19 protein-coding genes, 1 tRNA gene and 2 pseudogenes are annotated in these 19022 nt (G+C 73.1%); 11 read left to right on the forward strand and 11 right to left on the reverse strand.

Annotated elements, in window-relative coordinates:
• Positions 1-48 precede the first annotated feature (48 nt).
• On the forward strand, positions 49-483 hold the full coding sequence (locus ACFYZL_RS33795; RefSeq protein WP_384746661.1) for a hypothetical protein: 435 nt from the start codon (positions 49-51) through the stop codon (positions 481-483).
• A 13-nt stretch (positions 484-496) separates the two neighbouring features.
• Here the strand turns inward: ACFYZL_RS33795 and ACFYZL_RS33800 are convergent, their stop codons facing one another.
• Positions 497-1975, reverse strand: a complete 1479-nt coding sequence (locus ACFYZL_RS33800) for a hypothetical protein (RefSeq protein WP_388684317.1) — start codon at positions 1973-1975, stop codon at positions 497-499.
• Positions 1976-2229: 254 nt separating this feature from the next.
• On the opposite strand from ACFYZL_RS33800, the gene ACFYZL_RS33805 reads away from it, so the two are divergent.
• The 3 genes from ACFYZL_RS33805 (at position 2230) to ACFYZL_RS33815 (ending at position 5520) form a co-directional block, all read left to right on the forward strand.
• Positions 2230-3786 carry a DUF6056 family protein gene (locus ACFYZL_RS33805; protein ID WP_388684319.1) on the forward strand — a complete coding sequence of 519 codons (1557 nt, stop codon included), beginning with the start codon at positions 2230-2232 and terminating at the stop codon, positions 3784-3786.
• 85 nt (positions 3787-3871) lie between these two features.
• Positions 3872-4525: a bifunctional 4-hydroxy-2-oxoglutarate aldolase/2-dehydro-3-deoxy-phosphogluconate aldolase gene (locus ACFYZL_RS33810; protein WP_384746667.1), complete on the forward strand. Its 654-nt coding sequence runs from the start codon at positions 3872-3874 to the stop codon at positions 4523-4525.
• Complete coding sequence (locus tag ACFYZL_RS33815) at positions 4477-5520, forward strand: sugar kinase (RefSeq protein WP_388684323.1); 1044 nt, start codon at positions 4477-4479, stop codon at positions 5518-5520. Before ACFYZL_RS33810 ends, ACFYZL_RS33815 begins: the two co-directional genes overlap by 49 nt.
• Here the strand turns inward: ACFYZL_RS33815 and ACFYZL_RS33820 are convergent.
• The 4 genes from ACFYZL_RS33820 to ACFYZL_RS33835 all read right to left on the reverse strand — a co-directional run bounded on the left by ACFYZL_RS33820 (position 5477) and on the right by ACFYZL_RS33835 (position 9615).
• A complete protein-coding gene (locus ACFYZL_RS33820) occupies positions 5477-6382 on the reverse strand; it encodes an aldo/keto reductase (protein ID WP_384755464.1) in 906 nt (301 codons plus the stop codon). The genes ACFYZL_RS33815 and ACFYZL_RS33820 overlap by 44 nt on opposite strands.
• Positions 6372-7568 carry a serpin family protein gene (locus tag ACFYZL_RS33825; RefSeq protein ID WP_388684327.1) on the reverse strand — a complete coding sequence of 399 codons (1197 nt, stop codon included), beginning with the start codon at positions 7566-7568 and terminating at the stop codon, positions 6372-6374. The genes ACFYZL_RS33820 and ACFYZL_RS33825 overlap by 11 nt, the downstream gene beginning before the upstream one ends.
• A gap of 65 nt (positions 7569-7633) precedes the next feature.
• Positions 7634-8959, reverse strand: coding sequence for a glycoside hydrolase family 18 protein (locus ACFYZL_RS33830; protein WP_384755469.1), 1326 nt, complete (start codon positions 8957-8959; stop codon positions 7634-7636).
• Between the two features lie 128 nt (positions 8960-9087).
• Complete coding sequence (locus tag ACFYZL_RS33835) at positions 9088-9615, reverse strand: hypothetical protein (RefSeq protein WP_388684330.1); 528 nt, start codon at positions 9613-9615, stop codon at positions 9088-9090.
• Positions 9616-9740: 125 nt separating this feature from the next.
• On the opposite strand from ACFYZL_RS33835, the gene ACFYZL_RS33840 reads away from it, so the two are divergent.
• The 3 genes from ACFYZL_RS33840 (at position 9741) to ACFYZL_RS33850 (ending at position 10642) form a co-directional block, all read left to right on the forward strand.
• A tRNA-Trp gene (locus tag ACFYZL_RS33840) sits at positions 9741-9817 on the forward strand.
• Between the two features lie 375 nt (positions 9818-10192).
• Positions 10193-10402: a hypothetical protein gene (locus ACFYZL_RS33845; protein ID WP_384755475.1), complete on the forward strand. Its 210-nt coding sequence runs from the start codon at positions 10193-10195 to the stop codon at positions 10400-10402.
• 3 nt (positions 10403-10405) lie between these two features.
• Positions 10406-10642, forward strand: coding sequence for a hypothetical protein (locus ACFYZL_RS33850; RefSeq protein ID WP_384755478.1), 237 nt, complete (start codon positions 10406-10408; stop codon positions 10640-10642).
• A gap of 110 nt (positions 10643-10752) precedes the next feature.
• On the opposite strand, the gene ACFYZL_RS33855 is transcribed toward ACFYZL_RS33850, so the two are convergent.
• The 5 genes from ACFYZL_RS33855 to ACFYZL_RS33875 all read right to left on the reverse strand — a co-directional run bounded on the left by ACFYZL_RS33855 (position 10753) and on the right by ACFYZL_RS33875 (position 14725).
• On the reverse strand, positions 10753-10911 hold the full coding sequence (locus ACFYZL_RS33855) for a hypothetical protein (RefSeq protein WP_384755481.1): 159 nt from the start codon (positions 10909-10911) through the stop codon (positions 10753-10755).
• Positions 10912-11076: 165 nt separating this feature from the next.
• Positions 11077-11655, reverse strand: coding sequence for a GNAT family N-acetyltransferase (locus ACFYZL_RS33860; RefSeq protein WP_388684334.1), 579 nt, complete (start codon positions 11653-11655; stop codon positions 11077-11079).
• 205 nt (positions 11656-11860) lie between these two features.
• On the reverse strand, positions 11861-12337 hold the full coding sequence (locus ACFYZL_RS33865; protein WP_384755486.1) for a hypothetical protein: 477 nt from the start codon (positions 12335-12337) through the stop codon (positions 11861-11863).
• Between the two features lie 482 nt (positions 12338-12819).
• A complete protein-coding gene (locus ACFYZL_RS33870; RefSeq protein ID WP_388684337.1) occupies positions 12820-13698 on the reverse strand; it encodes a hypothetical protein in 879 nt (292 codons plus the stop codon).
• 106 nt (positions 13699-13804) lie between these two features.
• On the reverse strand, positions 13805-14725 hold the full coding sequence (locus ACFYZL_RS33875) for a LysR family transcriptional regulator (RefSeq protein ID WP_384755491.1): 921 nt from the start codon (positions 14723-14725) through the stop codon (positions 13805-13807).
• 149 nt (positions 14726-14874) lie between these two features.
• Here ACFYZL_RS33875 and ACFYZL_RS33880 point away from each other — a divergent pair, with 149 nt between their 5' ends.
• From ACFYZL_RS33880 to ACFYZL_RS33895, 4 genes and pseudogenes are all read left to right on the forward strand, one after another.
• On the forward strand, positions 14875-15927 hold the full coding sequence (locus ACFYZL_RS33880; protein ID WP_388684340.1) for a YncE family protein: 1053 nt from the start codon (positions 14875-14877) through the stop codon (positions 15925-15927).
• Positions 15928-15981: 54 nt separating this feature from the next.
• Positions 15982-16935, forward strand: a complete 954-nt coding sequence (locus ACFYZL_RS33885; RefSeq protein WP_388684343.1) for a DUF6891 domain-containing protein — start codon at positions 15982-15984, stop codon at positions 16933-16935.
• Between the two features lie 217 nt (positions 16936-17152).
• Positions 17153-17560: a YciI family protein gene (locus ACFYZL_RS33890; RefSeq protein WP_384755499.1), complete on the forward strand. Its 408-nt coding sequence runs from the start codon at positions 17153-17155 to the stop codon at positions 17558-17560.
• Between the two features lie 142 nt (positions 17561-17702).
• Positions 17703-18842: pseudogene (locus tag ACFYZL_RS33895) on the forward strand (RNA polymerase sigma factor).
• 95 nt (positions 18843-18937) lie between these two features.
• Here ACFYZL_RS33895 and ACFYZL_RS33900 read toward each other — a convergent pair.
• A pseudogene (locus tag ACFYZL_RS33900) lies at positions 18938-19022 on the reverse strand (DUF1772 domain-containing protein); the annotation flags it as partial.

Below are 19022 nucleotides of genomic sequence, written 5' to 3' on the forward strand. Positions count from 1 at the left end.
CCCTCGTGCCGACGGCGCGCGTGCGCCCGGTCGGGTGCGATCCACGCCGTGGCCGTCTGCGCGGCCCTCGCGGCCCTCGCCACCGGGTGCAGGAACGACGCCGTGCCCGCCTGGGGGTACCCGGAGCTCAGGACGACCCTGAGCGCGCTCTCCGAGAGCCTGGACGAGGGCTGTGCCGAGACGACCCCGGCGAGCTGCGTGCAACACCTCGACAGGCTGGGCGCCCTGGCGGAGCGGGCCTTCACACAGGTCCTCGACCACAAGCTCCTCGACGACGGATACGTGGCCGCGCTGAACGAGCTCGACGGGGCGAGGGCGCGGCGGGCCACCGCCGCCCGGCAGGCCCTGTCCCGACGCGACCCGCACTACCCGCCCTTCACGCGTGCGGTGCGGGCGGAGCGGCGCGCGTACGAGCACCTCCTCGCCGAGCTGGAACGCCTGCGCACCGCTCCGCCGGCGGGCGACGGGACGGATCCCGTCTGACCGGGGCGACGGCCTAGGAGCGCAAGGGCGGGGTGGGGAGGGCGCCGTCGTCCAACGCGACCAGCGAGAGGACCAGGATCGAGCCCGTCCACGCCAGGGGCGCCACCGACGAGGGCCGGCCCGCCCCGTCGACCTTCTCGGGGAGTTCACCGAGCGTGTTCCGCTTGGCGAGGAGCCAGTCCAGGACCTTCCCGGCTTCCGCCGGCCTCCCCGTTCCTGCCCAGGCGAGGGCGAAGAGCGACGTGCTCGGCGTCCAGGCGTTCGCGCCCCAGGGCGCCGTCGGGTCGTTTCCGGGAGTGAGGCCCCCCTGGGGCCGGAGCAGCGCCCGGTACGTGGCGTCGAGCGCGCGCGGCAGGTCGGCCGGGGCCGCGTTGAAGGGCGGCGCCATGAAGGCCACCGCGCTGTCGTGGCCGTGCCGGCCGTCGACGGTGCGCTGGTATCCCAGCGGGCCGAAGCTCCTGGCGATCCCGGCGGAGAGCCGTCTCGCGGCGCCGGACCAGCGGGCCGCGTCGGCCGGCCGGTCGAGTTCCCTCGCGAGGTCCGCGGACGCGTTGAGCCCGGCGAGCAGGGGCGCGGCCGTTCCGATGTTCGTCGTGGTCGTCATCAGCTCCCAGTAGTCCGGCGACGCCGGGGGCAGCCCGTCCTTCCCCAGGGAGGCCGCCGCGTGGTCGGCCGCCTTGCGGACCATCGGGTAGAGGGTGTTCAGCCGGGCCTGGCGGGTGGTTCGCGGCGCCGTCCGGTACCACTGCCAGGTCGCCCAGGGGACCCAGCCGTTGGCGTCGAGCTGCCACCGCCTGCCGTCCGGCGGACCGGAGCCGTCGAGTTTCGTCCGCGCGTCCCAGGTGCCGTCCTTCCGCTGGGTCGCGGCGCTGTAGCGCAGGATCCGGTAGGCCTCGGCCTCGTGGCCGGTGTGGGCGAACGCGGCGGAGGCGAAGCCGGCGTCGCGCGGCCAGGAGTACATCCAGCCGGGCGTCCACCCCGCAGCCAAGGACCCGTTGGGCCGGAGCAGGGCGCGCATGGACAGCAGGGCCCGCTCGGCCGCCGCGCGTTGTGCCGGTGACCTGCCCGGCGCCCGGCCGGCAGCCAGCCAGGTGCGGCTCTGCGCGATCTGCCGCAGCGCCGCCGGGTCCCCGGCGGGGACCGTGACCGAGGCCGCACGGTCGGCGGGAACGTAGCGCCACCGGCCCGACGGCAGCCGCAGCACATTGCTCCGCTCGACGTACTGCGCGTCCTTGGCGAGTGATGCCGTGATGCCCTCGACGGCGGTCGCACTGGCCAGGAGTCCGACGGTGGGGGCGGCGAGTATCGACAGGGGGGCGTAACTGCCCTCGGCCTCACCGTGGCTCTGGTGTCCCAGGGCCCTCACGAAGAACGCCTGCCGCTTCTCGGCGGTGGGCCGGGCGACCGGTACCGCCGCGACGCACAAGGGAAGCGCGACGCTCGCGAGGGCCGCGGTGACGACCGCCCAGCGAACCAGCGCGACAGCAGGCATGACCGCTCCTTCCGCGGGGCTCTCCCGGCCTCCGGCCCTCCCGGGCACGCGGCCCCCCGGAAGGCCCATCGTCGGACAGGCGTGCTCGGCCCGCCACGACATGCCCGCCGCCCGGGTGATCGAGCCGGGCCCGGATGCCGGTCGGCGGCGGACTGTGCACATTGGTGTGATCGGGCCCGCCCTGAGGTGACCGCCACCGGCAGGCACACCGGCCGTCCGGCCGGCCGGGAGCCGTCGCTGCGGAGGACTGCCGAATGATCACTGCTCCGACCGAGACCGAGGACGAGAACGAGGGCCGTCGAACGCATTCCGCCGCGGCGGGCCGGGAGGCCGGCCGACACCACCTCGTCCGCACGATGCTGCGGGGCGCCGGCGCAGCCGTGCTGGCCGCGGCCGGAGCCCTGGTCGCCGTGGGGTGTTTCCTCGGGCTCTACCTGCGGCCCACCTCCGATGACTGGTGCGCTGCCTGGAAGGCCCGTGACCTGGGCGTCTTCGGTATCACTTCCGACTTCTACACGACCCAGAACGGCCGGATCGCCAACGCCTTCCTGAGCGGCCTCGTCTACGGCGGGGGACTCGGCGGGATCAAGGTCCTCCCGACCGTCATCACGATCGCCTTCACGGTCGGCCTGGTCCTGCTGGGGAGCCGGTTCGTCCGCCTCCTCGGCGGAAGACCCGGGGCCCTGACGCTGACCGCCTGCGCCCTGGTGATCCAGGCGGTGCTCTACTACGCCGGAACGCGCAGCTACCAGGTCCTGCTGTGGGCTCCCGCCTCGATTTCGCACACGATCCCGAGCGTCATCGGAGTGTGGGCGTTCCTGCTGGCCATCCGGACCGTCCGCAGCCCCCGTTCCGGAGCGCGGGCGATCGGTTTCGCCGCGGCGTTCGTCATCGGATTCGCGCTCGGCACCCTGAGCGAGCCGTTCGCGCTCGTCAGCGGCCTGCTCGCGGCGGGAGCGGGGCTGCTGGCGCTGCCCCGCCTGGGGTTGGCGCGGACCTGGCGCCCGTTCACCTGGTGCCTGCTCTGGTGCTCCGGGCTCCTCTGCGGCCTGATCGTGCTCTACACGTCACCCGGCGCCCGCTGGCGCCGCGCCCAGCAGCCGGAGAAGGAGTCCCTGCTCTCCCCGGGCGAACTCCGGGCGACCTTCCGGGACTGGTTGACCATGTGGGAGTCCGTGACCGGCCAATGGGCCTACCTCGGCGCCGTCGCCGTGGGCGTCCTCCTGGGTCTGGCGGCGGGTCTGCGGGTCCCGGCCACACGGCTCGGCCGGCCCGAGGGGAGCCGAGCCGTCCCGCGCACCACGCTGGTCGCGGCGCTGTTGCTCCCGGTGCCGGTGGTGGTGTTGGGCTCGTTCGCCGTGGTGCTGGGCCTGCGCAGCGGCTACGGCCCGAGCGGGTGGACGTACGCCCGTACGTGGACGAACTACCTCGTACCCATGGAACTGGCGCTGTGCGCCTACGGTGCGCTGCTCGGGGCGTGGGTCCGCAGGCTCCCGGCACGCGAACGAACCGCCACGGTCGCCCTGCCCGCCGGCATCGTGGCCGCCGGCGGCCTCGCGCTCGCCGCACTGGCCGCGCTCGTCCCGAGCGTCCAGCAGCTCACCACCACCACGGTGACGCGCGCCGTGGCCTGGGACGCCCAGAACTCCCGCATCCGGAGCCAGGCCGCACGCGGCGCCACCGACATCGGATACCGCCCCCTGCACATCGGAAGCCTGGCCGAGCCGTTCTACACGTCCGCCTACGACAAGGACTGGGTCGCCGCGTGCGTGTCGAAGTGGTACGGAATCGAGCGGATCCACCGCCTCTGACGGGTCATCGGAGTAGGGTCTAGACCACATCGTTCCCGCACGACGATTGGGCGTTCCGCCGCGTGGAACGCAGGGGAGGGATCCTTTGTCCTGCCACCCGTACGAGGTACTGGCCGCCCAGCGCCTGCTCCCGGTGCTGCGCCACGCCGACGCCGACGAAGCCGTACGAGCCACCCGCGCCCTGCTCGCCGCCGGATGCCGGGCCGTGGAACTGACCACCTCCACGCCGGGCTGGGCCGAGGCCCTCACCCGTACGGTCGCGCTCGTCGACGCCCACGGCCGCCCCGCCCTCATCGGCCTCGGCACCGTCACCACGACCGCGCAGGCAGAGACGGCCCTGGACGCGGGCGCCGCCTTCCTGATCTCCCCGTACCCGGCTCCCGAAGTCCGCGCGGTCGCCGCCCGCCGCGGAGCCGTGTTCGTCGAGGGCGGGTACACCCCCGGCGAGATCGCCGCCGCGGTCCGGTCCTCGGGCGCCGCGAAGGTGTTCCCGGCGCACGTGGGCGGGCCGGGGTTCATCCGCTCCCTCAGAGCCGTCCTCCCCGGCGCGGTGATCATCCCGACCGGTGGGATACGGCCCGCCGAGGTCGACGACTGGATCGCCGCCGGGGCGAGCGCCGTCGGCATCGGCGGCGAGCTGCCCGCCGATCCGGTGGAGCTGGCGGCCCTGTTCGCCGGGACGGCCGGGCCGTGCCGCGCGGACTGCTCGCACTGCTCGGGCTGCTCGGAGGGGCGGTGAGCGGCGGCGGGCGCGGCGGGTACGACGTCCTCGTGCTCGGGGAAGTGCTCGTCGAGATCCACGCCGACACCGCCCTGCGGGAGGCAGCGGACGGTACCCCGGCCCGCATCTCCTACTCCGGGGACGCCCTCAACGCGGCCGCCGCGGCCGCCGCCGCCGGGGCCCGCACCGCGCTGCTGGCCGTGGTCGGCGACGACGAGCTCAGCGTGCCACTGCTGCGGCGGGCCGCCGAACTCGGCGTCGACGTCTCCCACGTACGCCGCGCCCCGCACCCCAACGGCGCGTACCTGCTCTCCGCCGACCCGGACGGCGAGCGCGAGTTCGTCTACTGGCGCGCCCGCAGCGCCGGTTCCACCCTGGCGCCCGAGCACGTCGAATCCTGGCGGGCCCTGCTCACCGGCTGCCGGGCGCTCGTCACCAGCGGCATCACCGGGGCCCTCTCGCCCACCAGCCGCCGGGCCGTACTGGCCGCCGCCCGCCTGGTGCACGGGGCCGGCGGGCACCTCTCGTACGACCCCAACTTCCGCCCCCGGCTGACCGGCCGGGCCGAGGCGCGCGAGCTCCTCGCCCGGATCGCGCCGCTGACCGGGCTGCTCAAGACCTCCTGCCCGGCCGACGCGCTGGCCCTGGTCGGCACGGACGACCCGGCCACGGCCGCCGCACGCTACCGCGCGCTCGGCGCCCGGGCCGTCGCCGTCACCGCGGGGGCCCGCGGACTGCTGCTCGACGACGGCATCGCGGCCCGCCGGCACCCCGTGCCGCCGTGCCCGGCTCCCGTCGACGCGACCGGAGCCGGGGACTGTTTCACCGGGACCGCCACCGCCCGCCTCGCCCTCGGCGACACCCTCGAGGACGCGGTGGCCTACGGCATCGCCGCCGCCTCCCTCTCCGTCTCGGGCCGCGGGGGGACCGGGCGGGTGCCGGCCTTCGCGGAGACGGCGGCCCTGGCCGCTACGCGGGACGGGCCTCCAGCGCCGAGATCTCCTCGGCCGTGAGGCGCAGGGCACCCGCGGAGACGTTCTCGACGAGGTGGTCCGGGTTCCCGGTACCGGGGATCGCCAGCACGTGCGGGCCCCGGTGCAGGGTCCACGCCAGCCGCAGCTGGGCGACGGACACGCCGCGGAGCTCGGCGGCGGCGCGCAGCCGCTCGCCGTCGTCCGCCACCGATCCGGCCTCCTTGCCCGCGCCGGCGATGGCGAAGAAGGGAACGAAGGCGATGCCCTCCTGTCCGCACAGTTCGACGAGGGCGTGCTCCTCGGCGGGCGAATCGATTCCGTACGGGTTCTGCACGCACACCACCGGCGCGATGGACCGGGCCTCCGCCAGGTGGTGGGCGCGCACGTTCGAAATCCCGAGGTGCCTGACGAGCCCGGCCGTGCGGAGGTCGGCGAGGGCGCCGAAGTGCTCGGCGAGCGAGTCCTCGGCCGCCGAGCCCGGCAGGCGCAGGTTGACCACGTCGAGGTGGTCCCGGCCCAGCTGGCGCAGGTTCTCCTCGACCTGCCCGCGCAACTGCCCGGGCGTGGCCCAGTGGAAGGCGCCGGACGGATCGCGGCCGGGTCCGACCTTCGTCGCGATGACGAGGTCGTCGGCGTAGGGGCCCAGCGCACGGTTGATCAGCTCGTTGGCGGAGCGGAGGCTGGAGAAGTAGAAGGAGGCGGTGTCGATGTGGTTCACGCCGAGTTCGACGGCGAGGCGCAGCACCCCGATCGCCCGGTCACGGTCGCCGGCGGGCGCGTCGGTCCTCAGCGCGGGGCCGTCCTGCGTCAACCGCATCGCGCCGAAGCCGATGCGGTTGACGGTCAGGTCGCCGAGCCGCCAGGTGCCTGCGGCGTCCGCGGTGATCATGTCAGTGGTCATCCTCGGACCGTACCGGGTCGGGTTCGGCGACCCATCCGGCGGCCAGGACCAGCCGCGACGTGCGGTGCACGGCCACGAACCCGAAGGGCCGGTCGTACCGGACGTCCACCCGCCGCGCCCGGTACCGCAGCCGCGGCACGGCACACCCCGCTGCCGCCGCGAACGCGGTGACCGCGGCGGCCTCGAAGCCCTTCGCGTGGAAGCGGGCCAGCGCCGACTGCCGGGCCGCCTCGACGGCCAGCGGGCGCGGACCGATCCCGGGGAAGTGCCCGCGGCTGTCGTCGCTCGCCGTCACCAGCCCGAACAGCCCGGCACGTTCCAGGAGGTCGTGCTCGGCGCGCACCTCGAAGGCGACCGTCTTGATCGTCAGCAGAGGCTCGGGGGTCTCGGCCCGCTCGGTGCGGACGGTCAGCCCGGGCGCGGCGGCCCCTTCGGGCAGCAGGCTCGCGCCCGTCGCCGCGACAGCCCGCGTGACCGCGTCGATCCCGGTGCTCAGCACCGCCCCCCGGCCGGCCTCGGGCTCGCCCAGCACGAGGTGGACGTCCACACCGGCGCTGCCGACCACTTCGAGCACGGTGACCGGGCCCTGCGGCCCCCGGGCCACCGAGACCCGGTCCAGCAGGGTGGTGGTGCGGCGCAGCACGGGCAATTCGCGCCCGGCCCAGGGGCCTTGGCCGGTGGTGCCCTGGAACTCGTGGAACGGCTGGATCCACCGAAGCCGCAGCGCCGGCGCCGAAGCCAGCACCAGCAGGGTGTCCTCGGCCACCTGCACCGGCATGCGCTCGATCAGCCCGTCGGTGCGGTCCGACGCCCACGCGTCCAACGCCTTGCGGTCGCGGTCCGCGTCCCCCGTCAGGGCGCCCCGGGTTCCGGGCGGGAGCTGCGCCGACCAACGTTCCTCCAGAGGGAACTCCGCCCCGGTCCACAGCCCCGTCGCCGCCCGGAGACCTCGTACGCCGTCCAAGGCCGCCAGCAGTTCGCGCGCGGCCCCGGCCGCGGAATCGGCGGACATGCCGAGGGCGCCGGCCAGTTCCTCGCGCGCCGCACCGCCCGCGCCGTCCGCCAGCAGGGCCAGGAGCGGCCAGACGCCGGCCGCCGTGAACACCGTGCCCTGCTCGCCGGCCGTGTCCTGCGCGGCCCACTGCCTCGTGAGGCGGTTGACCGCCCGAACCGTCGAGTTCCTCATGCGGGGGAGGGTACGTGGAAGGACGCCGCCGGGCCGGGTCCTTTTCCGCGGCCCGGCGGCGCCGGTCAATGGCCGCGCAGCCCGCGGTCCACGGCCGTCATCAGCTCGCCGTCCGCGGTGTCCGCGTCCAGCGACCAGAACATCGCCCCGCCCAGGCCCTGTTCGCGGACGTAGCCCGACTTGGCACGGAGCACCTGCGGGTCGTCGTACGTCCACAGGGTGCTGCCGTCGAAGAGCCAGGCGTGCCCGCCGCGCCGGTCCCGGTAGACCTTGTACGTCCCCGAATCGGCCAGCTTCTTCAGCGCCTTGTAGTCCTCGTACCCCGCCGACCAGGTGGCCGGCGCGGGACCGGTGGCAGGCTGCCCCATGCCGTCTCCGCCGCCGCTCACACCCGTCCAGCCCTGCCCGTAGAACGGCATGCCCATCACCAGCTTCCGCGCGGGCGCACCGCGCCGCCGCCAGGCGTCCACGGTGCCGTCGACGCTGAAGTCGCCCCGGGCGTACAGCGCGGACTGCTGGGCGGTGCGCGGCTCACCCGACACGTGGAAGTCGTAACCCTGGAGGGTCACGAAGTCCAGGTCCCGCATGATCCGGCGGACGTCGAAGCCCGCGTCGATCTTGGCGGGGGCCGTCGGTACGAAGGCCGTCAGTTCGTACGCCGACTTCCGCTTCTGGCCGCGCGCGTACGCGTCGAGCTGCGTACGGAACTCCCGGACGAGGGCGGCGAAGTTCTCCTTGTCCTCGGGGCGGTACTTGGTGTCGGTGTCCCCGGCCGAGCCCGGCCACTCCCAGTCGAGGTCGATCCCGTCGAACACGCCGGCGGCCGCGCCCGCGCCGCCGCGGGTGCCGTCCTGCGGGAGGTTGCCCTTGATGTACAGGTCGATGCACGACTCGACGAAGGCCTTGCGGGACGCGGCCGTCAGCGCGGCGTCCGAGAAGTGCGTGGACCAGCTCCAGCCGCCCAGCGAGATCAGCACCTTGAGGCCGGGATGCTTGGCCTTGAGCTCGCGCAACTGGTTGAAATTGCCCGCGAGCGGTTGCTCCCAGGTGTCGGCGACCCCGTCGACGGAGTTCGCGGCGTCGAGCGGGCGCACGTAGTCGGCCCAGGCATCCGCTTCGCCGGGCACGTTCCCGGTGAAGCACTTGCCTTCAGGACTGACGTTGCCGAAGGCGTAGTTGATGTGGGTGAGCTTGCCGGCGGAGCCGTTCGCCTCCAGGTCCTGGACCTGGAAGTCCCGCCCGTAGACACCCCATTGGGTGAAGTAGCCGACCTTCTTGTACGAGCGGTCGTGACCGCCGTCGGCCTGCGCGGCGGTGGCGGGCGCGAGGGCGGTCAGCAGGGAGAGGGAACAGACGGCGACGGCCAGTCTGCCGAGCATGCTGCGGCGCATGGGCTTCCTTTGCGGAGGCGGGAGTGCGGAGGCAGAAGTGAGGAACGTGCGCGTGCGCGGTGCATGCCGGAAACTATTGGTCTGGACCAGAGTGCGTCAAGGGTGCCGACGCCTCCCGACCCCGATCGCTACGCCAGACTCCACTGCCCGACGTCGTCGGCGAGCCCGCCGTCCAACGCGTACTGGACGGCCACCAAGGCGGCGTCCTGCGGGACCCGGAAGGTCACGAAGCCCTCGGCCGTACCGCCGGGGTCCAGCGTGACGGTGGTGGGGAAGGCCGCCCCCGCGGTCGTGGGGGTGTCGGTCCCCGCGAACCGGTGCCCGGCGGAGTCCAGCACGTGGGCGCAAGCGGCGGGGGAGTCCTCGTGGACGGCGGACCCGGTGTTCTCCAGCCGGAACCGGACGGCGACCAGCCGCTCGTCGACCCGGAACGCCGCCGGCACGGCGGTCGCGGGGCCCGCAGGGTCGACTTCCCGCGTCAGAGTGACGTCGAGCCGCACCCCCGGTTCCCCGCCGACGAGCGAAATCGTCTCCCCGGAACCTGCCTCCGCCCCGGGCCCGAGCAGCGCGCCGACGGCGAGCACGAGCACGCCCATCCCCACCCCGAGCCGCCCCAGACCCCCGGGGACGGTGGAACGGTCGGATCCGCTGGTCACCCTGCCCATGATCCTCTCGGCCCCCGGCTCGTGCCACCGGTGTCGGGGCGACCGTCTCGCGAGGTGGACGTTCGCCTAATTCGATGGATCTCCGGAGCGGTCCGTGCGATGGTTGGTCTCGCCGAAGGGGCGTAGCTCAGCTGGTCAGAGCGCTGGTCTCCAAAACCAGATGCCGCAGGTTCGAATCCTGCCGCCCCTGCCATCGCGAGCAGGTGACGCAGTGCCAAGGCCCGGGTCGGAACATTCCGAACCCGGGCCTTCCTGTTTTCCGAGAGCTTCGCCGGTCGAGCCGACGGCTCGTTCGGGTGGCGGCGGATCGTGCCGCCCCCGGCGTCGGTCGGCCGAAGCCTCGCTTCCGGCAGAAGGGGGTGACGAGGTGGGGCACGACATGGCTCCGCCCGTCGGTCGCTGTCCCCGAAGGGCCGACGGGCGGGATTCGAGTAGCTGCCGCAGCCACGGGGCAATCGCTCGAATGTGATGGTCCGACCGTACTGCCGACCACTGACAACGCCGGGGTGAGCCGTCCCGATGCCGAGCTCGGCGTGCCGGACCGACCGGCTCGGCCCAGGCTGGAGGTATGGCCGATCACGTCTACGTCGTTGTCCACCCCGTTGTCGCCGGTGGCCGTTCCGTGGTGGCGCACGTCCACGCCGAGGACCAGGCCCTCGGGATCGCGCACACCTTCACCGGGGTCATCGACCTCCTTCGCGCGGCCGGACTGGAGACCGCCGACGGCCTGCCACCCATCCGGTGGCTCGGCGGCGGTCCGGAGGAGTGGGGCGTCTGAGCCATGGACCACGCGCCGATCCTCGTGCACCGGATCTCCGCGACCGGCGGCCGGCGGGTCGTGATCCGCATCCGCGGCGTCGACACCGTCCTCGGCGTTGCCCACTCCGACCGCGATCTGATCGAGTTCCTGAGACGCCTTGAGGTACCCGACCCGGAGGAGCTGGTCCTCGGCGACTCCGAGGTCATCGCCTGGCAGGGCGGCCGGCCGCACGTGTACGAGGACGACCACGATGCGTGACCGCTCGTCGACGGCGTGACCGTCACCGTGCGTGGCTGCCAGGCGCGCGACGGCCCTCCCGGGGGGAGGGACGGGAGGGGCGTCGCTCGGGATGGCCCCTGGCCGGGGCGTCACCCCTGCTCGTCCTGCTCCCAACGCGCCAGGATCTCGGCCACGCGCGGGTACCGCTCGAGTAGCTCGGCGTCCGTCAGATCCATTCCGGCTGCCCCCAAGATCGCGGCAGTGCCGACCGGCAGTGCCCGTTCTCTGGTGCGGTACTCGTCGGTCACAGGACCTCCAGCGTTCGTTCGGCTGAGGCGCCTACGATCCGCTTGGCACATGCCTCCGTCAACCCCTGCGGACGGAGTCGTTCCAGATGGAGCGCAAAACGTTCCCCATTCGTTCACGTCAAGGTCCGAGTTCCTCCTGTCACCGCTGCAAACCGAGGGTACGGGTCAGTCGTCGACGAGCCTCCAGGCCGCCGGTGCCACCTCTTGGCGGGTCAGCCTCCACACCTGCTCTTCTCCCGTCCCGGCCGTGCCCCTGCGCTCTGCGGGCCGGCGCGGGAGCTCGGTGAAGCCGAGCCGGGCCGGGACCGCGCCGCTTGCGCGGTTGGCCGGGTCGTGGACGACCTCGACGTGGTCGACGCCCGGAAGGCGGAAGGCCTGGTCGACGAGGGCGCGCGCGGCCCGGGTCGCCACGCCGCGGCCGGTGGCGGCGGGGTGCAGCCAGTACCCGAGCTCGCGCCGGTTCTCCGGAGCACCCTCACGCCAAAACAGCTGACAGGTGCCGACGATGGCCCCGCCGAGCACGATGGCGTAGGTGAACTCCCGCCCGCCCTCCCAGGCTTCGTGGCGTCGCCCGAGGAACTCGGCCGTCCTTGACCGGCTGTGGTCGGCGACGAACGACATCCACGGGCGCAAGTGCTCCAGCGAGTCCTCGATGACCCTGTCCAACTCCGGGAGGTCCGCCTCCCGGTCGAAACGACGGAGGGTCAGATCACCCAGTTCGATCACCTGCTGCGGAAGGTCCATGTGCGGAGCATCGACCCCGCAAACCCGCGATGGCAAAGGGATTTGGCCTGCCCCGTCATGTGCCGCCGCCGGCAGTTCCCGTGATCGTCAGGGCCGGTTTGGCCGGCAGGAGTTCGACGGCGAGCGCCACGGCCCCTTCGGCGGAGTCCCTCGGATGCCTTGCGGTTCGGGTCCACGGCCACAGTGTGACGCCCGGGCCTGCCGACTACGAAGGCCAGTCGACGATGCCGTCACGCACGACCAGCGGCTCCGCCCGGCGTGATTCATGGAACCGGGTCCACCCGAGATCCACACTGCCGTCGAAGCCCCGCTGGTGGTCGGCGGCCTTGCTCGCCAGCCAGCCGAGGAGCTGACCGGTGAGATCGAACTCGTCGGGGTGGATCTCCTGCCGACTGGTCAGAGCCCAGGTGCCGCGCGAGGACCGCTCTCGGCGAGCGAGGACCGAGACGAGCGCGCCTTCCACCTTCCACGCCTCCCCGTGATGGCCCAGAAGGGGGTGAGGATCGTCCTCGACGACGAGTTCGCCGTCCTGGTCCACGCCCACGAACGGAAACTCGGCCACGATCCGGAGGACCTCGGGCTTGGGGCCGAGCCCGAGATGCCATCGGAGCTCGGTGAGCTCCTCCTCGGACAACTCGTCGCGCAGGTCCAGAGTGAGCATGAGCTCGAACATGTCAGCCATGGTCGCCCACGCTACTGCCCGCCCCCGACATTCGGGCCGACCACGGTGGGGCAGGATGCTCGGCATGACGACTTGAAGAGCACCGGGCGGGCACTGGCACTGGCGGAAGACCGCGACCTGGGACACGGTTCCCGATGGGGATCGTCGAGTCTGCGCCGCCTGCGGAACGTCCGTACGCTCCTACCAGTACCGCTTCCATCCGCCCGAGTCCTGGATGTTCGAGCGCTGCATCGCGCTGGCCTGGTGTTCCGGTTGCAGGATCTACACCAGCAGCCTGGTGTTCGTCCCACGGCAACACGCCCTGGTCGACGCTCTCGCCGCGCTTCCTCTCGAGCGGCGCGAGCGGATTCTGCGTTCGGAAACGAGGCTGATCGATTTCCTGGACCGTCAGGCACGCGGCGGCCGAGGTCCCTGCGGTTGAACGTCGGCCTGAGCCCTGTCGGGTTCGATCACACGGGGGAGCGGCCAGGACCGCTGGACGGTCAGCCGCGTGGTGGCCAGGGGGCCGCGAGCAGCCGTTCGGCCTCCGCCGTGATCGCTCGGGCCCACTGCTCGCGGGTGCCGCCGCGCCGCGCCTCCCAGTTGTCGTACTCGTACACGTCGTCGGCCAGGGGCTTGAGCGCCTCCGGTCGGCCCAGCGCCTCCCAACCCTCGTAGGTGACCAGATCACCGCCGGCGCCGGGGGTCGTGCTCCCGTTCACGATCAACCGCAGCCACCAGCGGACGAGTTCCCAGCGGGCCGCCTCCCAGGGAATGTCGGTGTCATCCGGGGGGAGACCCTCGGGCAGGCCCAGCTCCGTCAGTACCCGTTCGAAGAGAGCGTCGGCGCGCTCGTGCTCGGTACGCGTCAGGCCGGCCGGCAGCGCAAGCGACTCCGTCTCGACGTCGAGGACCAGGGCCGCGAGCCCTGCCTCGACCAGTTGGTGCGGGTGGTGCCGTCGGCCGATCAGACGCTCCAGCGCGAGCATCCGCAGGTACTCGACGGCCTCCTGCGGGCTGACGGCGTAGGGGGTGTGCGGGGTGGGCGCGGTGACGTCGATGCCCGGACCGGCCTCGACGAAGTACGACCAGAAGTCGACGGTGGCGCGGGCCGGGACACTGCTCGACCGGCCGGTGAACTCGCGGCGCACGTAGTCGGCGAGGTCGTTCCCGTAGAAGATGATGTCGGTCTGGTGGACGGACAGTACGGGGTGTCCCCACTCGCCCGCCGTGCCGGGCAGGTAGCGGTGGCCGAAGACGGGTACCAACTGCGGTACGGTCGCCAACTCACGGCGTGCGACCTCCAGTGGATCGGAAGTGATCGCCTGCCTCGGCGGCCAGGCGGGGTGCCAGAACCCGTTGTGCTCGACGTCGAAGAGCACGCCCTCGACCGGCCGGGCGAGCCACTCGGCCAGGTCCTCCGGGTCACCGTCGCGCCAGTCGGGCCAACCCGGCGCCCCGTGCGGGAGCCCGGCGGCGAGGAAGACCCTATCGAGTGCGCGCCGTGTCCACCCCGGGGCCGGACGGGGTCAGGACGGCGGACGCGAGGTGGTCGCGGAACCAGCGGTGGGCCGGGTCGGCGGAGTTGCGGGGGTGCCAGGCCATCCCGAGGTGGAGGGGTTCCAGGTCCAGGGGGACGGGGAACGTCCGCAGGCCCATGGCCGAGACGGTGTCGGGGAGCCAGCCGGCCAGGCTGAGCGCGACGAGGTCGGTCTCCCGGGCGAGCATCATCGCGCTCGTGTGGCTCGGTACGACGACCGCCGTGCGGCGGCGCAGTCCGAGTTCCGCGAGGGCGGTGTCGATGGGCCCGAAGCGCTTGCCGAGTCGGGAGATGCCGATGTGGTCGGCTTCGGCGAAGCGGCGGGCGTCGATCCGTCCGTCGAAGAGGGGGTGTCCGCTGCGGGCGATGCCGACCAGCGGCATCCGGGTGAGCGGCCGGGTCAGGATCTCCGGGTCCAGGTGTCCCAGTACGCCCAGTTCGACGTCGACCGAGCCCTGCCGCAGACCCGGGCCGCCCTCCATGGCCTCCGGCAGGAAGACGACGTCGACTCGCGGGGCCTCCGCGTGGATCCGTTCGGTGAGGCCACCGGCCACGCCCGCCAGCAGCAGGTCGGTGGCCTGCACCGTGAAGGTGCGTTGGAGGTGGACGGCGTCGAACCCGGCGCCGGGCCGCAGCACGTTGTCGCATCCGCGCAGCAACGCGGCCACCTCCTCGCGGAGTTCGGCGGCGCGCGGGGTCGGAACCAGGCGCTGGCCGGCCCGGACGAGCAGCGGGTCGCCGACCGTGCGGCGGAGGCGGGCCAGGGTGCGGCTGACCGCCGCGGGCGACGTGCCGAGGCGCTCGGCGGCGCGGGTCACGCTGTTCTCCTGGAGCAGGGCGTCCAGGACGCGCAGCAGGTTGAGATCCATCGAAGAACAACTCCTGAACTGCATCTTTGCGTCTGAGGCAATGATTGGGTGCCAATCTTTGCATTGCCGGGCCATCCGTCGACATCGGAGAGTGAAGACGCCCGCGAAGACGCGTGGCACCTCCGCTCCACCCCGTTCAAGGAGTCCCCGTGCAGCAGTCCCCCCGTACCGGCCGGGAAGGCGATGTACTCGCCGTCGTCAGCCAGAGCGGCCCGACTGTCTCGTTCTTCGACGCCGCGTCGGACCGGCACCTCGGTGACGTACAAGTCCCCTCTGAGCCTCACGAGTTGTGCTTCGACCCGACGCAGCGACTGCTGTGGTGCACGCTCACGTACCACTCGGGCTACTACCACGCGAACGGCGGCCGCCGTACCGAGCTGGCCGTCATCGATCCCGACAGCCGCCGCATCGTCGAGATCGTCGACCTCGCCCCGGAACACGGGCCGCACGGACTGGCACTGGACACCGCGCGCGGCCGGCTCTACGTCAGCGTGGAGAGCGGCCCGGACCGGACCGGCGGTGTCGTGGTCCTCGACACCCGGACCCGCCGGCCCCTGGGCCGGATCGACACGGACGCGCCCGGCCCGCACTGGTTCGCGATCGATCCGGCGGGGCGGACGGGGTACGCCACCAACAAGGAAGCGCCGTTCGTGTCCGTCGTGGACCTCGAACGGGGCGTCCTCACCGCGAAGGTGGAGGTGCCGGGCAGCGAGGGGCTCGCCGTCTCCGCAGACGGCGCCCACGCCTTCGTCGCCGCGCCGTACGGCAACTTCTCCGGCAGCGCCGAGGAGCCGCCGGCCGCCGGCATCCGCGTCATCGACCCCCGGACGGCGTCCGTCGTCGACACCCTGCCCACGGAGAACGTGATCCTCCCTGTGCACCTGACGTCGACGGGCAAACTCCTCGCGGGCGAGCTGCGCATGACGGCCGAACCGGGGGCACGCCTCGGCCGCCACGCACCGGGCCGCCTCAGCGTGTTCTGCGCCGACACCCGCAAGCGGCTGGGCGAGGTCGAGGTCGGGCTCTTCCCGCTGACCATCACCTCGTCCCCGGACGGTCGGCTCGGCTACGTGGCCTGCGTCATCTCCTCCACCGTCGACATCGTCGACCTGGAAACGCTGGAGCGCCTGGCCTGCCTGGACATCACCAAGCTCGGCGAGGCCGGCGCACACGGCATGGCGTACGTCCCGCGCCGCGCCTGAGGCGGGTCGAGCGCCGGGAGGTCCGCTGTCAGAGGGGTGTGTCAGAGTCGGCTCATGATCGAGATCGTGGTGGAGACGGAGAACCGGGAGCGGCACGTCCGCGTGTCCGACGAGGAGCTGGGCGCTCTCGTCCGGCGCATCGGCGGTGACGACGACCGGTTCCTGGTGGTCCAGCGGATACCCGACCTGCCGGACGTCTTCGCCCAGGTCTGGCACGAGACGGATGGCGACGGTGACGGTGACGGTGACTACACCCTGGAGTACCGCGACGGCGCCGCCGACCGACACTTCCAGGCGACGGTCCACGGGCCCGAGGCCGTGATCGCGGCGCTCGCCGGCTGGGCCCGTCGGGAAGCGGGATGGGACGACGGGCCGGCCTGGTCGCTGCTGGACATGGGCCCCATCCGGGAGGTGCCGCCCCTCGACCTCGACGAAGAAGAGAGCGCGGAGTTGGAGGAGTACGTCCGCGAGGTGCTGGTCGGCGGCTATTCGTCCCGCTCCGAACTCGCCGAGCTCGCCGAGGACTACCTGGTCACGGGGGACCATCGGCCCGTCTCGCGCGAGCAGGCGGAGGCGCTGGTGGACCGGTTGTGGCTGGTGCGGGTCGCGGAGCAGGCCGAGTGGCGGGGCGAGACGGACCCCGAGCGGCTCACCCGCGCGTTCACCGCGCTGGAGGAGGCCGGCATCACCGCCCGGGAGAACTTCACCTGTTGCCGCAGCTGCGGCCAGTCCGAGATCGAGGACGAAGGCGGGCCCGATGCCCGAGGCTACGTCTACTTCCACACCCAGTGCACGGACTCCGCCGCGGCCGGCCACGGCCTGATGCTCTTCTACGGCGGCTTCGACGACTTCGACGGCTTCGACGGCTCGTCCGAGACCACCGTGGCCGTCGGCAACGAGGTCGTGGCCGCCCTCGAAGCTGTCGGCCTCCACACCGACTGGGACGGCGACCCGGGCCGGGCCATCACCGTCACCCCCCTGGACTGGCGCCGTCGCCTGGTCGGCTAGGCCGTGTACCACTGCCCGATGGCGATCGCCTGCTCGGCGGCTGTAAGGGGGCCGGCCGCCGGGCAGGGGGGCGGCCCGGTCGGCGGGGCGTTGACCCGCGGCACTCCACACCCCGGAAAAAATCTTCGAGGAGGATGTCGAGAACCCGGCGTCGGCTCCGTCCCAGGTGTGAGCGCGGCCAGAATGGACGCGTCGCAACGGATCGAGGAGAACCGTCATGGCGAAGTACCTGCTGCTCAAGCACTACCGCGGCGCCCCGGCCCCGGCCAACGACATCCCCATGGAGCGCTGGACCCCCCAGGAGGTGTCCGCCCACATCCAGTACATGCGCGACTTCGCCGCGAAACTGGAGCAGACCGGCGAGTTCGTCGACGCGCAGGCACTCGCGCCGGAGGGCACGTGGGTCCGGTACGACGGTGAGGGGCGCCCGCCCGTCACCGACGGCCCGTTCGCCGAGACCAAGGACCTCATCGCCGGCTGGATGGTCATCGACGTGGACACCCACGACCGGGCCCTGGAGCTCGCCGCCGAACTGTCGGCGGCCCCCGGCGCCGGCGGCCGGCCGATCCACGAGTGGCTGGAGCTGCGTCCCTTCATGGCCGAGCCGCCCACCATCACGGAGTGACCGGCCCCCGATGACCGCCCCCACCCCCGACCCCCGCCCCGCCCCGGACCCCGCGGTCCCGGGCGGGGCCCGACCGCCCGCGTCTGCGTCCGCGTCGCCTTCCACGTCGCCTTCCACGTCCACGTCCGCCGTCGACGAGGCCCTGCTGCGGGAGCTCACCCCCGCCGTCCTCGGCATCCTCGTCCGGCGCGGAGCCGACTTCGCCGCGGCCGAGGACGCCGTACAGGACGCCCTCCTCGACGCACTGCGCGTCTGGCCCGCCGACCCGCCCCGCGACCCGCGGGGGTGGCTCGTCACCGCCGCCTGGCGCCGCTTCCTCGACGCGACCCGCGCCGACACGGCCCGCCGGCGCCGCGAGGACCTCGTCGACCGCGAACCGGAGCCGGGCCCCGCGTCCGATGCCGACGACACCCTCAGCCTCTACTTCCTGTGCGCGCACCCCGCCCTGTCCCCGTCCTCGGCCGTCGCCCTCACGCTGCGGGCCGTCGGAGGCCTCACCACCCGCCAGATCGCCCGCGCCTAACTGGTGCCCGAGGCGACCATGGCGCAGCGGATCAGCCGCGCCAAGCGGACCGTCTCCGGGGTCCGGCTCGACCGGCCCGGCGATGTCGCCACCGTCCTGCGCGTCCTCTACCTCGTCTTCAACGAGGGCTACTCGGGGGACGTGGACCTCGCCGCAGAGGCCATCCGCCTCACCCGCCGGCTCGTCGCCTCCGTCGACCACCCCGAGCCTGCCGGCCTGCTCGCGCTGATGCTCCTGCACCACGCCCGCCGCCCGGCCCGTACCTCCCCCGACGGCAGCCTCGTCCCCCTCGCCGAGCAGGACCGCGGCCGCTGGGACACCGCCGCCATCGCCGAGGGCATCGGAATCCTGCACGGCGCTCTGGCCCGCGACCGGCTCGGCGAGTACCAGGCCCAGGCCGCCATCGCGGCGCTCCACGCCGACGCGCGCACCGCCGAGGAAACCGACTGGCCGCAGATCGTGGAGTGGTACGACGAACTCGTCGCCCTCACCGACAGCCCCGTCGCCCGTCTCAACCGGGCCGTCGCCATCGGGGAGGCAGACGGACCCCTCCTCGGCCTCGCCGCCCTGGCCGAACTCGACCCGGACCTGCCCCGCCACACCGCCGTCAGCGCCTGGCTCCACGACCGCAACGGCGACCGCGCCGACGCGGCCCGCCTCTACGCGGAAGCCGCCCACCACGCCCCGACGCTGGCCGAACGAACCCACCTCACCCGGCAGGCGGCCCGTCTCAACGCCGAGCCGCCGGGTACCTCGTGAGTCCGTCCCAGCGCAGCGTGCTCCGGCGTCATCGATCGCGGCGGTGACGCCGGTGGCGTCAGCCGTGGGTGGGGAGCACCTGCTTGCCGTCCGGCTCAGACGAGGGCGGTGACCAGCAGGGTGAAGGCGGCGATGATGACGGCGACGCGGGCGTAGTGGTAGCGGTCCCAGCGGTTCATC

It is taken from the genome of Streptomyces sp. NPDC001717, from assembly GCF_042892775.1.
GTDB lineage: Bacteria > Actinomycetota > Actinomycetes > Streptomycetales > Streptomycetaceae > Streptomyces.

Excerpts from the sequence above, each read along its gene's own strand:
- ACFYZL_RS33800 (WP_388684317.1), bottom strand. The coding sequence starts at position 1,975 with ATGCCTGCTGTCGCGCTGGTTCGCTGGGCGGTCGTCACCGCGGCCCTC.
- ACFYZL_RS33805 (WP_388684319.1), top strand. The coding sequence starts at position 2,230 with ATGATCACTGCTCCGACCGAGACCGAGGACGAGAACGAGGGCCGTCGA.
- ACFYZL_RS33820 (WP_384755464.1), bottom strand. The coding sequence starts at position 6,382 with ATGACCACTGACATGATCACCGCGGACGCCGCAGGCACCTGGCGGCTC.
- ACFYZL_RS33825 (WP_388684327.1), bottom strand. The coding sequence starts at position 7,568 with ATGAGGAACTCGACGGTTCGGGCGGTCAACCGCCTCACGAGGCAGTGG.
- ACFYZL_RS33830 (WP_384755469.1), bottom strand. The coding sequence starts at position 8,959 with ATGCGCCGCAGCATGCTCGGCAGACTGGCCGTCGCCGTCTGTTCCCTC.
- ACFYZL_RS33845 (WP_384755475.1), top strand. The coding sequence starts at position 10,193 with ATGGCCGATCACGTCTACGTCGTTGTCCACCCCGTTGTCGCCGGTGGC.
- ACFYZL_RS33850 (WP_384755478.1), top strand. The coding sequence starts at position 10,406 with ATGGACCACGCGCCGATCCTCGTGCACCGGATCTCCGCGACCGGCGGC.
- ACFYZL_RS33860 (WP_388684334.1), bottom strand. The coding sequence starts at position 11,655 with ATGGACCTTCCGCAGCAGGTGATCGAACTGGGTGATCTGACCCTCCGT.
- ACFYZL_RS33865 (WP_384755486.1), bottom strand. The coding sequence starts at position 12,337 with ATGGCTGACATGTTCGAGCTCATGCTCACTCTGGACCTGCGCGACGAG.
- ACFYZL_RS33875 (WP_384755491.1), bottom strand. The coding sequence starts at position 14,725 with ATGGATCTCAACCTGCTGCGCGTCCTGGACGCCCTGCTCCAGGAGAAC.
- ACFYZL_RS33885 (WP_388684343.1), top strand. The coding sequence starts at position 15,982 with ATGATCGAGATCGTGGTGGAGACGGAGAACCGGGAGCGGCACGTCCGC.
- ACFYZL_RS33890 (WP_384755499.1), top strand. The coding sequence starts at position 17,153 with ATGGCGAAGTACCTGCTGCTCAAGCACTACCGCGGCGCCCCGGCCCCG.